The sequence below is a fragment of the Streptomyces atratus genome (assembly GCF_040655115.1).
Taxonomy (GTDB): Bacteria; Actinomycetota; Actinomycetes; order Streptomycetales; family Streptomycetaceae; genus Streptomyces; species Streptomyces atratus_D.
This window is the reverse complement of record NZ_JBFAJH010000016.1, coordinates 67,119-81,639: the sequence shown is the minus strand read 5'-3', so window position 1 is coordinate 81,639 and position 14,521 is coordinate 67,119. Positions and strand designations below refer to the sequence as shown.

Genomic DNA, 14,521 nt, shown 5'->3' with positions numbered 1-14,521 from the left:
GTCGTTCCTTTCAGAAACACTTTCGGAAACAGGGGTCACAGACGGGTGGACGCTTCGGCGAGGGTCTCGGCGAGGATGTCGGCGATACGGTCGAGGAGTTGGCGGTCGCTGATCAGCGGGGGCGCGATCTGCACCAGCGGGGCGGCGCGGTTGTAGACGCGGGCCAGGAGGCCGGCCTCGCGCAGCCGGCGCGGGATGAGGTCGGCGATCAGGTCGGCGCGGACGGTGTCGCCGAAGCCGCCGCCGTCGAGGTCGCCGACGAGCTCGCAGGCGTAGAAGAACCCGGCACCGCGGACGTCGCCGACGATCGGCAGGTCCACGAGGGAGGCCATGCGGGCGGCGAGGTGGTCCTGGAGGCCACGGACGTTCTCCAGAATCCGGTCCCTCTCCATGATCTCCAGGCTGCGCAGGGCGATGGCCGCGCTCAGCGGGTGACCGGCGAAGGTGTAGCCGTGGTTGAGGACCGCGCCGAGCTGATTGATGACCTCAACGACGCTGTTGCTGACCAGAGTTGCGCCCATGGGGGCGTATCCGGCGGTGATGCCCTTGGCGACGGTGAGGATGTCCGGGCGGGCGCCGTAGCGGTCGCCGCCGAACCACGCCCCCAGCCGCCCGAAGGCGGTGATGACCTCGTCGGCGACGAGGAGGAAGCCGTACCGGTCGGCCAGGGCGCGCAGGCCCGGCCAGTAGCCCTGGGGCGGGGTGATGCAGCCGCCCCGGTTCTGCACGGGCTCGGCGATGAGCATCGCGATGCTCTCCGGGCCCTCGGCCAGGATGGCGGCCTCCAGCTCGGCGAGCAGACGGGTCGTGTACACGTCGTCGTCCACGTACTCGGGGGCGAGGCCGAACCGGTTGGTGTTGGACACGAACCGGGTCTCGATCGCTCCCGGACCGTAGGGTTCGCGCAGCCCGGGGTCGTCTGTCAGGGAGAGGGCCCCGATGGTCAGCCCGTGGTAGGCGCCACGGCGGGAGATCGCCTTCACCCGGCCCGGTTCCCCGCGCAGGGCGTGGTAGCGGCGGGCGATCTTCCAGGCGGTCTCCACCGCCTCCGCCCCGCCGCCGGAGAAGAAGGTGTGCTCGACGTCGACGGGCGCGATCCGCGAGAGCCGCTCGGCGAGTTCGATGGCCGTGGGGTGCGCGGAGGAGGACCACAGCGGACTGAAGCACAGCTCGCGCAGCTGCTTGTCCGCCGCCTCGGCGAACTCGGGGGCGTAGGAGTAGCCGAGCTGGCAGCAGTACAGGCCGGAGAGGCCGTCGATATAGCGCTTGCCGTCGGCATCGTCGACGTACGGGCCCTCGCCGCGCTGGACGACGAAGAGGTTCTCGCCGGCCTCGCCGAGCGAGCCGTTGGGAGTCATGTTCAGGAGCAGGTGTCTGGCCGCGGTGGCGGAGAGTTCACCTGCCGGGGTGCGGGTGCTGGTGGTCATGATGAGGTCTCACTTCCGGCGGGCAGGCCCACTGTGGGCTCCGTGGGCAGCAGGCCGTCCTGCTTGCCGGAGCCGCTGAGCCTGCGCACCACTCCGACCAGTCCGAGGGCCACGACGGCGACCGCGATGAGGATCGCGCTGACGGCGGTCACGGACGGATCGACGTTGTACTGGAGGACGTTGAACACCTGGACAGGCAGGGTCACGGTGTCGACGGAGGACAGGAACTGCGAGATGAAGAACTCGTCGAAGCTGGTGATGAAGGAGAAGATGCCGGCTGCGGCGAGTCCGGGCATGGCCAGCGGGAGGGTGATCCGGCGCCATACGGTCAGCCGACCGGCGCCCATGCTGGCGGCCGCGTCCTCCAGGCGTTCGTCGATGCCTTTCAGAGTGGCCATGAGGATCATCACGGCGATCGGCGAGGCCAGCACGGTGTGACCGAGGGCGATGGCGATCGGGCTGCCGAGCATCGCGGCGGGCTCGAAGAGCAGGAACAGGCCGAGGGCGACGACGACCTGGGGAATCACCAGCGGGGCGAGGACCAGGCCGTAGACCGCCGACCGCAGGGGCAGTTCGCTGCGGACGAGTGCGGTGGCCGCGGTCATACCCAGGATCAGCGAGAAGACCGTGGTCATGGCCGCCACCAGGGCGCTGAGCGCCAGTGCGGCGGGCCATTTGCTGCCGTCGGCGAACAACTGCTTGTACCAGCCGAGCGTCCAGGACTCCGGTGGGAAGGAGCCGAAGGCGTCCTTGCCGAAGGAGGTGACCACGATGACGACGATCGGCATGGCCAGGAACAGCAGGATCAGCGTGGACAGGACGGCCAGGGTGATGCGTCCGGCCAGGGTGGAACGGAGCTCGATCATGACGCCGTACCCCGATTCCGAAGGGCCTCGCCCGCCGACTTCAGCAGCCTGAGCAGCAGCAGTCCGGCGAAGGTGAGCAGCAGCAGGATGATGCCGAGCGCGGAGGCGCCGTTCCACTGGTTCTGCTTCATGACCTGCTCATCGATGAGCGAGGCGACCATGGTCTGCTTCTCACCGCCCATGAGGGCGGGGGTGAGGTAGTAGCCGAGGCAGAGGATGAAGGAGAGGACGCCCGCGTTGACGAGGCCGGGGGCCACGAGCGGGACGTAGACGCGACGGAAGATGGTGATCCGGCCCGCGCCCATGCTCGCCGCGGCGGCGAGCAGCCGCCGGTCGATGCCCTTCATGACGGCGTACAGCAGCAGGACGGTGTACGGGAGCATCACGGCGGTGGTGCCGATGACCACGCCGATCTCGTTGTAGAGCAACTGGAAGGGGGCGCCAGGGAAGTGAATGTCCGTCAGGAGGTTGTTCACGACGCCGTTGTCGCCGAGCAGGATGATCCAGCCGTAGGTGCGCACCAGCGCGCTGATGAAGTGCGGGACGACCACGACGATCATCGCCAGGCCGGCCCACAGGGGCTTGAGCCGGGAGATGGCGGAGGCCAGTGCGAAGCCGATGACCAGGGCGAGCAGGGAGGTCTCGGCGGAGATCCGCAGGGTGGTGAGCAGGATCTCCAGGTTGGCGCCCTGGAAGGCGTCGGTGTACCAGTGGAAGGTGAAGCCGCCGTCCTCGCCCTTGAGGCTCAGCATCAGGGTGCTGAAGATCGGATAGACGAAGAGGATCAGCAGGTAGACGACGACGGGGGTGGCGTTGAGCAGTCCGAAGCGGGTGCGCCGATCGGACAGGGCGCGGCCCAGGCGGCTCTTGCCCGGGGCGGGTGTGGGTGCGGCTGCGGGCGCCGGGGTGGGTGCCAGTACGGATCCGGCCATCGTCATCCCCCGTGTTCCACGTCGGAGAAGACGCCGACGTTGGCGGGGTCCGCGGTGAGGTCGACACGTTCGCCGAGGGCGGGGGCGCGGCCGGCGGGCAGTTCCAGCCGGACCAGTTCGCTATCCGCGCCTCCAGCAGGGCGGACGGTGACGCGTACGAGGGTGCCGACATAGGTGACCGTCTCGACGGTCCCGGTACAGAACCCGTCGTTGGGGGGACACAGGGCGAGTCGGCCGGGCTGGACCGCCGCGCGCACCCGTGCGCCGTCCGGGACGGCCTGCGAGCGGGCCTTGAGCAGGCCGCCCGTGTCGAGCCGTACGAGCGTATGGTCCGCGGTCTGTTCCTCCAGGCGGCCCGGGAGGAAGTTGGCGGCGCCGAGGAAGTCGGCGACGAACGGGGTGCGGGGGCGCTCGAAGAGTTCCTGCGGGGTGTCGAACTGGTCGATCCGCCCGTCCCGCATGACCGCGATCCGGTCGGAGAGGACGAGGGCCTCTTCCTGGTCGTGCGTCACGTAGATGACGGTGAGGCCGAGTTCCCGCTGGATGCGCTTGATCTCGGTCTGGAGCTGGTCGCGCAGTTTCTTGTCGAGGGCGCCGAGCGGCTCGTCCATGAGGATGACCGGGGGCCGGTATACCAGGGCCCGGCAGAGCGCGACGCGCTGCTGCTGGCCGCCGGACAGCTCACGGGGGCGGCGCCGGGCCATGGCGGACAGTCCCGCCATCTTCAGCGTCTCGCCGACCCGGCGGCGCTGTTCGGCCTTGGACACGCCCCGCAGTTGCAGCGGGAAGGCGACGTTCTCCCAGACCGTCATGTGCGGGAAGAGCAGGTACTGCTGGAAGACGAAGCCCAGGCCCCGCTTCTGCGGGGCGAGGCGGGTCACGTCACGGCCGCCGACGACGATGCTGCCGGAGTCGGGCTCGCAGAATCCGGCGATCATCATCAGGGTGGTGGTCTTGCCGGAGCCGGACGATCCCAGGAAGGTGACGAACTCGCCCGCCGCGATCTCCATGGAGACCTCGTCGACGGCCGTCACTCCGCCGTACGTCTTCCGAAGCCGTGTCACGGACAGGGGCTTGCCGGAACCGGCCAGGCCGGCCGTGGTGGCCAGGGACAGCTCGGGCATCACGTCGATCTCAGGCATGCGTCCACTCCTGCCAGCGCTTCGACACGGCGTCCTGGTTCTTGATCCACCACTCGACGTCCAGGTCGAAGCCGGACTCCAGGTGCGCGGGCGAGCTGCCCAGGTTCGCGGCCGTGGTGGTGGAGAGCTTCTTGAACGCGGCCGGCACCGACGGGGCCATCGGATAGATCTCGGCATAGGCCGCCTGCACCTCGGGCCGCAGGGAGAAGTCGATGAGCTGGTAGGCGGCGTCGAGGTTCGCGGCGCCCCTGGAGATGCCGAGGGCGTTGCTCTGTCGGCGGGCGCCGTTCCACTGGTAGGCGAGCGGGGCGCCGCCTTTGATCAGGGCATCCAGGCGGCCGTGCCACACGCTGGAGGCGTCGACCTCCTTGCGGCCCAGCAGCACGCCGGGCAGGGCGCCGGTGTCCCAGAACTTGCGGACGTGGGGCTTGATCTCACTGAGGACCTTGAAGGCGCGGTCCACATCGAGCGGGTAGAGCTTGTCCAGCGCCACGCCGTCGGCGAGGAGGGCGAACTCCAGCTCCGGCAGGTCGGCGTCCAGCGCCTGCAGGGCGCGGTTGCCGGAGAACGTCTTGGTGTCCCAGAAGTCGGCCCACGAGGCCGGCTTCCTTCCGCCGAACGCGTCGGTGCGGTACGCCATCACGCTGGCCCAGTAGTTCTTGCCGACCGCGTTGGTGGTGACCAGGTTCTTGGCGATGCCGGCGTTCTTGAAGTTCTTCAGCCGGTCGTAGTCGAGGTCCTCGGTGGCTCCCTCCTTCTTGAAGAGCACGAAGTCGGCCATGGAGTCGTCGATGACGTCGAACTGGGGGCGGCCCTGCTTGATCTGGGCGAGCATCTGGGCGTAATCGATGTTCACCACCTTGACCTGGATGCCGGTCTCCTTGGTGAACGGGTCGTAGATCGCCTGCTGGTTGGCGTCGCCGTAGGAGCCGCCGCTGTTGCGGACCACGAGGGTCTTGGAGCTCTTGCCGCCGCTGTCGACGGACCGGCTGGTGCCGGTGCCGCAGGCGGTGAGCGAGGTGGCGGCGACGCCTGCGGCGATACCGCCGACTCCGCGCAGGAACACTCTGCGGTCTATCCGGGAGTCTTTCACGGGGTGCCTCCTGGTGGTGCGGTACGAGGGGAGCGTGCTGGTGGGTCTCGATCTGGTCGTGTGGATGCTGGGGTCAGTGGTCGTGGGGGGCGGGGGCGGCGATGGCTGCGAGTTCGGTGCCGGCGGCGACGGTCAGGCCGTGCATGCCGTAGAAGATCCGTCCCGTGGCCGGGGTGTGGACCTTGTGTTCCTGGCCGTCGGCGGGGTCGATGACGTGGCCGATGACCTGGCCCTCCGTCACGTCGTCGCCGACGGTGAACTCCGGGTACCAGAGGCCGGAGGTCTCGGCAGTGACGCCGGCGGCCCAGACCCACTCGCGGACGGCCGACTGCGGGTCATGGTGCTGGGTGTCGAGGCTGCCGAGCCGGTCCAGCACCCCGTACAGGCCGGCGACGAGGCGGCGGGCGGTCTCCGGGTCGCGTTCGCCGAGCCGGCCGGTCTCCACGAGGATCGCCGGGACGCCCCGGCGGGCGGCGGCCGCGTGGCTGTTGCCGCCGTCGGCGTTCATTCCGAAGATGACGTCCTCGATGCCGAGGGCGCCGGCCATGCCGGCCGTCTTCGCGTCCAGAGCGGGGTCTCCGGTGAGGCGGTAGCCGACGAAGTCCGTCAGGACCTCGTCGATGCCGCCGGAGTGCAGGTCGACGTAGGCGTCGGCGCCGTCGAGGAGGTTCGTGAACAGCCAGGCGGCCAGCCGTTCGGTGGGGCCTCCGTCGGGGTCACCCGGGAAGACGCGGTTGATGTTGACACCGTCGACCGGGGAGACGCCGAGCCGGCCCTGGTAGACGGCCGGGGGGTTGGCGACCGGGCAGACGACCACCTGGCCGTGGACCTCGCCGGGTTCGAGCAGGGCCGCGAGCCGGGTGGCGGCGTCGACGCCGGTGAACTCGCCGCCGTGCACACCCGCGGTGATGACGACGCGGGGGCCGGGATGGACGCCGTTGACGAGGGTCAGCGGGATGTCCACGGTGAGGGTGCCGAGGTCGGCGGGGACGGTGCCGCGGGTCTTGGTCCCGGGCTCGGCGCTCAGGGCGCCGACGGTGAGGGTGCTGGTCATGGCCGTCACGCCTTCGCTCGGTCGAGGGTGGAGATGAAGTCGATGGGCTGAGGCGAGGTGCCGTCCAGCGCCAGGTCCGCCGCGACGTCGCCGAAAGCGGGCGAGAGTTTGAAGCCGTGGCCGGAGAAACCGGCGAGCAGGACGACGTTCTCCGCGCCCGGCAGCGGCCCGACCAGCGGGCGGCTGCTCTCGGTGTAGCCCTCCATGTAGACGGAGAGGCGGACCGGGTCGGGGCTCAGGTCCGGCATGTAACGCCCCATCAACTCCGTGAAGATCTCCAGCTCTTCGGGCTGCACCGTCCGGTCCAGCCGGTTCGGGTCGCCGGCGGCGCGGTGCAGGGCACGGGACAGGCCGAGCTTGACGGAGACCCCGTCCGGGGAGGGCAGGCCGTAGCAGTGCGTGGGCGCCGTACGGATGAAGGCGGGGCGCTCCTCGCCGAACCAGGCGTCGGTGGTGGGCACGTACCAGGCGCTGATGAGGCGGCGGATGTCCACCTCCCACGGCAGCTCGGGCAGCAGGTCGTTGACCCAGGGGCCGACGGTGACGACAGCGGTGTCGAAGCGCTCGCTGCCGGTGTCGGTGCGGATCTCGACGCCGCCCGCGACGGGGACGATCTCGCGGACCGTGGTGTAGCGGTGGATGCGGGCGCCGAGTTGCTCGGCTCGGCGGGCGGCGGTCTGGATCGTCAGCTCGGGCCGGATGAAGCCCGCGCGGCGGTCGAGCACAGCCGCGTCGCCGTCCTCGATCCGGAACTGTGGGAAGCGCTTGGCGAGCAGCTCGGCGTCGAGGACCTCGTGGTCGAGACCGTGCTCGGCGATGGACTCCAGGACGGTGGCCATCTGGTGGTGCTCGGTCGGCCCCATCAGCAGGCATCCGGTCAGGCGGCGCAGCTCACGGCCCGTCTCCTGCTGAAGCTGCCCCCAGAGGACGTCGGCGTGCTGGAGCAGCGGCACGTACCGGGAGTCCTCGAAGTGGGCGCTGCGGAAGATGCGGGTCTCGCCGCCGGCGGCGCTGCGGTCGTGGCCCGGGGCGAAGCGGTCGTAGCCGACGACCTCGGCGCCACGGGCGGCCAGGCGCCAGGCGGCCTGGCTGCCCATCGTTCCGACGCCGACGACGGCGACGCGCTTGCTGGCAGACACGAGGGTTCCTTTCGTCTCCCGGGCCGTGGATGCTGGGCGCCCGGTATGCGGATTCTGTAATTCCGGATGCGATGGCGGCTAGGGTTGCCGACTCGGACTTTCCGGGAAGCGGGGGCTTCGGGCCACTTCTTCGAGCACCGTGCCACATTGTGGAACGCTGTGCTAGAATCTGGCACGAGCTTGACAGTGACTTTCGGAGGGAGTCAAGGGGTGTACTCAAGCAATTCGCAGAGTTAACGGGGGGAAACCAGATGGAAATGAAGAGTGTCACCAGGTCACTGCGCATCCTGGAGGCGGTCGCGCAGCACCAGCCGGTGACTGTGGGGGAGCTGACCAAGCTCTTCGGACTGCCCAAGTCGACCGTGCAGCGCACGCTGGTCACCCTGAACGAGGCCGGGTGGCTGCGGGCGAACCGCAAGGACACCACCCGATGGGAGATCGGCGCGCGCGTGCTCGCCGTACGGCCGGCGGCGCTCCAGGGGTCGAGCCTGTTCGCGGCGGCACGGGAGCCCATGATCCGGCTGCGGGACGCGGTGAACGAGACCATTCACCTGTCGGTGCCGGACGCGTTGCAGTGCATGGTGGTCGTGGACCGAGTGGACTGCACGCACGCGGTACGGACGTTCCACGCCATCGGCGACACCTCACCGCTGCATGCCACCGCCACAGGACGTGCCGTCCTCGCGCATGTGCCGAAGGCGGACGTGAACGACCTCATCGCGCAGGGGCTGGAGCCGTTCGGCGAGGTGACGCCAACCGATGCCGACCAACTGCACGCGGAGTTGGAGCGTGTGCGCGCCGACGGTTACTCGGTCAACCGCAACCAGTACCGACCGGACGTGTACGCCGTGGCCGCGCCGATCCTGGACGAGGACGGGACACCACTGGCGACCGTCGCCATTTCCATGCCCGATTCACGGTACGACGCGGAACGACTTCCCGAGCTGGGACGTCTTGTCGCCGAGACCGCCACGGAGATCGCGGCGCGGCGCAACGGCGCGTGAACGCTCCGCTTGTGCGGGCGAAGCACGTATGCAGGGAATTGTGATCGAGCGACTGCGGGTCGTCCGTGGCTGGTCGCGCCCACTGGACGGAGCCGCATATCGACACGGCCCCGCGTCCCTTGGGGAGTTATCGCACCGGCACTGCCAAGTACTGGTACTCCAGGAACTCGTCGATTCCGACCCGGCCGCCCTCACGGCCGAGCCCGGACTGCTTCACGCCGCCGAAGGGAGCGGCCGGGTTGGAGACGAGCCCGGTGTTGAGGCCGACCATGCCGACCTCCAGACGCTCGCTGACCCGCAGGGCGCGGTCCAGGCCCTCGGTGAAGACGTAGCCGACGAGTCCCCAGGGAGTGTCATTGGCACGGCGCAGGACCTCGTCCTCGTCGTCGAAGGTGAGGATCGCCGCGACGGGGCCGAAGATCTCCGTGTCCATCAGGCGGCTGCCAGGGTCAACGTCGGTGAGCACGGTCGGCGGGTAGAAGCAGCCCGGTCCCTCGGGGGTACGGCCACCGACGAGTACCCGGGCGCCGCGCTCCACCGCGTCGGCGACCAGTTCCTCGACCTTGGCTCGCCCGCCGGCGTCGATGAGAGGGCCGACGTCGACACCGTCCCGGGTGCCGGGACCCACCACGAGCGTGCCCATACGCTCGGCGAGGCGCGTCGCGAACTCCTCCGCCACCGACCGGTGGACGAAGAAGCGGTTCGCGGCCGTGCACGCCTCGCCCATGTTGCGCATCTTGGCGAGCATCGCGCCGTCCACGGCCGTGTCCAGGTCGGCGTCGTCGAAGACCATGAACGGCGCGTTGCCGCCCAGCTCCATCGAGCTCCGTACGACCTTGTCCGCGCACTGGGCCAGCAGCAGCCGCCCGACCTGCGTGGAGCCGGTGAAGGAAAGCTTGCGAATCCGCCCGCCGCGCAGGAGCGGCTCGCACACCTCCCCCGCACGGGAGGTGGTGACAACGTTCAGCACGCCGTCCGGCAGCCCGGCCTCCTTGAGGATCGCGGCGAGGGCCAGGCTGGAGAGCGGGGTCTGCGGGGCCGGCTTGAGGATCATCGTGCAGCCCGCCGCGATCGCCGGGCCGATCTTGCGGGTGCCCATGGCGAGCGGGAAGTTCCAAGGGGTGATCAGCAGACAGGGGCCGACCGGGCGGCGGGAGAGCAGCATGCGGTTGCGGCCGTCCGGCAGAACGCCTCCGCCGCCGTCGATACGCACGGCTTCCTCCGAGAACCAGCGGAAGAACTCGGCCGCGTAGGCCACCTCTCCCCTGGCCTCGGCCAGCGGCTTACCCATCTCCGACGTCATCAGGTGGGCGAGTTCGTCGGTGCGCTCGAGGATGATCTCGTAGGCGCGGCGCAGGATCTCACTGCGCGCCCGCGGTGCCGTACGGGCCCACTCCTCCTGTGCCTGGACGGCCGCGTCCTCCGCGAGCCGGGCGTCCTTGGCGCCGGCGTCGGCGACGTGGGCGATGATCTCGCCGGTCGCGGGGTCGTCCACGGGCATGGTGGCGCCGTCCGCGGCGTCCACCCAGGCCCCGCCGATGAACAACTGCGTGGGTATGTCGGTCATGACGTCTCTCCTGATGGGTCGGCGGCGGGGTCGAGTAGTTCCGCGAGGTGCAGGGCACGGACGCCCCGGTCACCGGCGAGGTGGTCGATCTGGGTGGCGCAGCTGAAGCCGTCGGCGACGACGACGGTCGGCGTGTCCTGGTCGATGCCGTCGAGGCGGGGCCTCAGGGCCAGGTCGGCCACGGCCATCGAGGTGTCGTAGTGCTGCTTCTCGAAGCCGAAGTTCCCGGCGAGTCCGCAGCAGCCCTCGGCCTCGTCCACCTTGCCCACGCCCAGGCGGCGCAGCAGGTCGGCGGGGCGGCGTCCCTTGAAGGCGGCGTACTCGTGGCAGTGGGGCTGCAGCACGACATCCTCGGGCAGCGGCGGCGGGGTCCAGCCCTGCGCGGCAAGGTCCGTCAGTGCCCCGGTGAACGTGTGGACGCGGTCCGCGACCCTGCGGGCGGCGTCAGTCCCGAGGAGCTCGGGCACGTCGCGCTTGAGCGTGGCGGCGCAACTGGGTTCGGCCACAATGATGGGCCGCTCGTCTCCGTTGTCGAGGTGGGCGACCGTACGGGCCATGATCCTTCGGGCCACCGACAGCTGGCCGGTGCTGACCCAGGTCAGACCGCAGCACAGGCCCTCCTCCGCCGTGCACGGGATTCCGGCGTCGGCGAGCACACGGCTCGCCGCTCCGGCCACCTCGGGACGGAATGCGCGGGTGAAGCTGTCGACAAAGAGGAGGGCCTTCGACGGGTCGCCGGTCTTCGCCTTGCGCAGGGCCTCGCGCAGGGAGCGACGGGAGGCGAAGGCCGGGATCCTGCGCTTCGTGGTCACGCCTCCGAAGCGGGCGAGGAGCTTGCCGAAGGGTCCGCGCAGCAGGACGTTGAGGGGTCGGGCGGCGTACCCGGCAAGGGCGGAGCTCAGCGGCAGCCAGCCCAGCGAGTAGTGGGAGCGGGGTCTGAGCCTGCCCTTGTAGTGCTGGTGCAGGAACTCGGCCTTGTAGGTCGCCATGTCGACGCCGACCGGGCAGTCGGAGGAGCACGCCTTGCAGGACAGGCACAGGTCGAGGGCATCCTTGACCTCCGTCGAGCGCCAGCCGTCCTGGACGGTCTCCCCGCGCACCATCTCCTGGAGCAGGCGGGCCCGGCCCCGCGTGGAGTCGTTCTCCTCCCCCGTGGCCCGGTAGCTGGGACACATCACACCACCCACGTCGCTGCGACATCGGCCGACGCCGACGCAGCGGCGGGCGGCGCCCGCGAAGCCGTCCTCATCGTGCGGGAAGGTGAACTCCGTTACCAGGGGCTGGATCTGGTGCAGCGCGAGATCGGCGTCGAGCAGGGCCGGGGCGACGATGACGCCCGGGTTCAGCAGCCCCTCGGGGTCGAAGACCTCCTTGAAGGCAGCGAACGCCCGGATCATCCGGCGGCTGTACATTACCTCCAGCAGCTCACCGCGCGCCCGCCCGTCGCCGTGCTCGCCGGACAGCGTCCCGCCGTGCGCGACGACCAGGGCGGCGGCCTCGTGCAGGAAGCGACGGGCGGCGGTGCGGCCCTCGTCCGTGGCGAGGTCGAAGTCGATGCGCACGTGCACGCATCCCGCGCCGAAGTGCCCGTACATCACGCCCGTGAGCCCGTGGTCGGCCAGGAGTTTGCGGAAGTCCCGCAGATATCCGGCGAGGTCCTCAGGCGCGACCGCCGAGTCCTCCCAGCCGGGCCAGGACTCCCCGCCGTCGACGAGGCGGGCGGCCAGGCCGGCCCCGTCCTCGCGGACCCGCCACAGTGAGCGCCGCTCGGCCGGGCTCTCCACGACCCGCCCGCCGGTCATCCGGCCCTGCGCCTTGAGCACGTCGAGGAGTTCGGCCGCGCGGGCGTTGACCGTCGCCTCGTCGTCGCCGTCGAGCTCGACGTACAGCCAGGCACGCCCGTCGGGCAGTCCAGTGACCGAGTCGGGGCCGCGGCGGGCGCGCATGGTGGCGACGATCGCCTCGTCCATGCCCTCCACAGCGGTGGGGTTCCACCGCAGGATCTCCGGCACGTCCTCGGCCGCGTCGACGACGTCGTCGTAGCCGAGGGTCAGCAGCGCCGAAGCCGGTGCGGTCGCCACCAGGCGGACCGTCGCGGCGGTGACGACCGCACAGGAGCCCTCGGTACCCACCAGGGCGCGGGCCATGTCGAAGCCGTGCTCGGGCAGCAGGTGGTGCAGCTGGTAGCCGGAGACCTGGCGGGGAATGCGGCCCAGCTCGGTCCGGATCGGCGCCAGATTGTCGCCGATCAGACGTCGTACGTCCGCTTCGAGGCGGGCGACGTGCTCCGCGTCCTCGGGGTCCACCGGGTGGAGCCCCACGCGGTCGGCGACGGCCCGCACGCCGTCGGCCGTCACGATCTCCAGCGCCTCGATGTGGCTGCTGGTCCGCCCGTGCCGCACGGACCGGTTGCCGCACGCGTCGTTGCCGATCATGCCGCCCAGGGTGCAGCGGCTGTGCGACGACGGGTCGGGGCCGAACGTGAGACCGTGCGGAGCTGTGGCACTGCTCAGCGCGTCGAGGACGACTCCAGCCTGGACACGCGCGGTCCCGGTGACCGGGTCGATGTCGAGGATCCGGTTCATGTACCGGGAGAAGTCCAGGACGACGCCCGGTCCGACCGCGTTGCCGGCCATGCTGGTGCCGCCGCCGCGGGCGGTGACCGGGACGCCCGTCTCCTTGCAGGCCCACAGCACCGCGACCACGTCGCCGGTGGAGCGGGGGAAGGCCACAGCCTGCGGGGGGACGCGGTAGTTGGAGGCGTCGTAGGCGTACTGACCGAGGGCGCCCGGGCCGGATTCCACCCGCAGGCCCGGAGCCGTCTCGGCCAGCCGGGCGGTCAGCCGCGCCACGCTCTCGCTCATTGTGCCGACGCTCCTGAGGTACCGGCCTCCACCGCCGTCGCCCACGCCTGAAGTCCCTCGTCCACCGCCGTCTCGTCGATCACCAGCGCCGGAATCATCCGCACGACCTGGTTCCAGGCCCCGCACAGCAGCAGGAGCAGGCCCTCGTCGACGGCGGCCCGCTGCACGCGGGCGGCGGTCTCGGGGTCGGGGCTGCCGTCCTCCGTGACGAACTCGGTGGCCAGCATCAGCCCGAGGCCCCGCACGTCCCCGATACCTGGCGTCCGGTCGGCGACCGCCTCCAGGCCGTGCCGCAGCCGCGCTCCCATCGCCTCGGCGTTCTCGACGAGCTTCTCGTCGCGTACGACGTCGAGGGTGGCGCAGGCCGCGGCGCAGGCGACGGCGTTGGCGCCGTACGTACCGCCCTGGGAACCGGGCCACGCCTTGGCCATCAGCTCCTCGGAGGCGGCGATGCCGGACAGCGGGAAGCCGCTGGCCAGGCCCTTTGCGGTGACGAGGATGTCGGGAGTGACGCCGAAGTGGTCGTGGCCCCAGAACCGGCCGGTGCGGCCCACTCCGGTTTGCACCTCGTCCAGGATCATCAGGAAGCCGTGCCGGTCGGCCCGCTCGCGCAGCCCTTCCAGGAAAGCGCCGGTCGCGGGAACGTACCCGCCCTCGCCCAGCACCGGCTCGACGATGATCGCGGCCGTGTCGGCGGGCGAGGAGATCGTCTGGAGCGTGTAGTCGAGCTCCTGGAGGGCGAAGCGGGTGGCGGTCTCCTCGTCCCAGCCGTAGCGGTAGGCCGACGGAAACGGGGTGACGACCACGCCGCTCATCAGCGGGGAGAAGCCGGAGCGGAAGCGGGTGCCGGAGGTGGTCATCGAGGCGGCGGCGACGGTACGGCCGTGGAAGCCGCCGTGGCAGACGATGACGTTGGGGCGGCCGGTGGCCTGGCGGGCCAGCCGCAGCGCGGCCTCCACTGCCTCGCTTCCGGAGTTGGTGAAGAACAAGCTGTCCAGTCCGGCCGGCAGCACCTCACCGAGCTTGTCGACGAGTCGCCGCAGCGGCTGGTGCATGACGGTCGTGTACTGACCGTGGACGAGCTTGCCCACCTGCTCCTGCGCCGCCGCCACGACCGTGGGGTGGCAGTGTCCGGTGCTGGTCACGCCGATTCCGGCGGTGAAGTCCAGGTACCGGCGGCCGTCCTCGCCATAAAGATGGACGCCCTCGCCCCGGACCGCCACCACGGGAGTGGCCTGGCGAAGGTGCGGCGACAGTGCGATCATATTCGTCTCCCGGCGTGGGTCGTCGGACTGGTGCGGTCTCCCGAGCATCTCCACCGCCCCGCAGGGAGCCAACGCGCGATCTGTCCGGTGCGGGCACAGTGTTCGGACGTTCTGTCAGGAGCGGGCCTGGAATGCGCCGCTCACTGTCCCGTCCGCTCCAGGCGGAAC

At 70.5% G+C, this 14,521-nt stretch carries 11 protein-coding genes; 1 reads left to right on the top strand and 10 read right to left on the bottom strand.

The annotated features are described in order from the left end of the window. Positions 1-35: 35 nt before the first annotated feature. From AB0I23_RS19540 to solA, 7 genes are all read right to left on the bottom strand, one after another. Entirely contained in the window at positions 36-1,427 is a 1,392-nt protein-coding gene (locus AB0I23_RS19540; protein WP_359110756.1) for an aminotransferase class III-fold pyridoxal phosphate-dependent enzyme, read from the bottom strand. Then, positions 1,424-2,293 (bottom strand): ABC transporter permease, encoded by an 870-nt coding sequence (locus AB0I23_RS19535; protein ID WP_359110754.1) that lies wholly within the window; start codon positions 2,291-2,293, stop codon positions 1,424-1,426. Before AB0I23_RS19535 ends, AB0I23_RS19540 begins: the two co-directional genes overlap by 4 nt. Beyond that, on the bottom strand, positions 2,290-3,231 hold the full coding sequence (locus AB0I23_RS19530; protein ID WP_359110752.1) for an ABC transporter permease: 942 nt from the start codon (positions 3,229-3,231) through the stop codon (positions 2,290-2,292). Before AB0I23_RS19530 ends, AB0I23_RS19535 begins: the two co-directional genes overlap by 4 nt. After that, positions 3,228-4,367, bottom strand: a complete 1,140-nt coding sequence (locus AB0I23_RS19525; protein ID WP_359110751.1) for an ABC transporter ATP-binding protein — start codon at positions 4,365-4,367, stop codon at positions 3,228-3,230. The genes AB0I23_RS19530 and AB0I23_RS19525 overlap by 4 nt, the downstream gene beginning before the upstream one ends. Further along, on the bottom strand, positions 4,360-5,460 hold the full coding sequence (locus AB0I23_RS19520; RefSeq protein WP_359110749.1) for an ABC transporter substrate-binding protein: 1,101 nt from the start codon (positions 5,458-5,460) through the stop codon (positions 4,360-4,362). The genes AB0I23_RS19525 and AB0I23_RS19520 overlap by 8 nt, the downstream gene beginning before the upstream one ends. Before the next feature lie 73 nt (positions 5,461-5,533). Continuing rightward, positions 5,534-6,514 carry a succinylglutamate desuccinylase/aspartoacylase family protein gene (locus AB0I23_RS19515; RefSeq protein ID WP_359110747.1) on the bottom strand — a complete coding sequence of 327 codons (981 nt, stop codon included), beginning with the start codon at positions 6,512-6,514 and terminating at the stop codon, positions 5,534-5,536. 5 nt (positions 6,515-6,519) lie between these two features. Then, a complete protein-coding gene (gene solA, locus AB0I23_RS19510) occupies positions 6,520-7,653 on the bottom strand; it encodes an N-methyl-L-tryptophan oxidase (protein WP_359110746.1) in 1,134 nt (377 codons plus the stop codon). Positions 7,654-7,910: 257 nt separating this feature from the next. Here solA and AB0I23_RS19505 point away from each other — a divergent pair, with 257 nt between their 5' ends. Beyond that, positions 7,911-8,657: an IclR family transcriptional regulator gene (locus tag AB0I23_RS19505; protein WP_359110843.1), complete on the top strand. Its 747-nt coding sequence runs from the start codon at positions 7,911-7,913 to the stop codon at positions 8,655-8,657. A gap of 127 nt (positions 8,658-8,784) precedes the next feature. Here the strand turns inward: AB0I23_RS19505 and AB0I23_RS19500 are convergent, their stop codons facing one another. From AB0I23_RS19500 to AB0I23_RS19490, 3 genes are read right to left on the bottom strand one after another with little or no spacing between them, the layout of a single operon-like run. Further along, positions 8,785-10,224 carry an NAD-dependent succinate-semialdehyde dehydrogenase gene (locus AB0I23_RS19500; RefSeq protein ID WP_359110744.1) on the bottom strand — a complete coding sequence of 480 codons (1,440 nt, stop codon included), beginning with the start codon at positions 10,222-10,224 and terminating at the stop codon, positions 8,785-8,787. Further along, positions 10,221-13,088: an FAD-binding and (Fe-S)-binding domain-containing protein gene (locus AB0I23_RS19495; RefSeq protein ID WP_359110742.1), complete on the bottom strand. Its 2,868-nt coding sequence runs from the start codon at positions 13,086-13,088 to the stop codon at positions 10,221-10,223. Before AB0I23_RS19495 ends, AB0I23_RS19500 begins: the two co-directional genes overlap by 4 nt. Further along, complete coding sequence (locus tag AB0I23_RS19490; RefSeq protein WP_359110740.1) at positions 13,085-14,353, bottom strand: aspartate aminotransferase family protein; 1,269 nt, start codon at positions 14,351-14,353, stop codon at positions 13,085-13,087. Before AB0I23_RS19490 ends, AB0I23_RS19495 begins: the two co-directional genes overlap by 4 nt. Positions 14,354-14,521 lie beyond the last annotated feature (168 nt).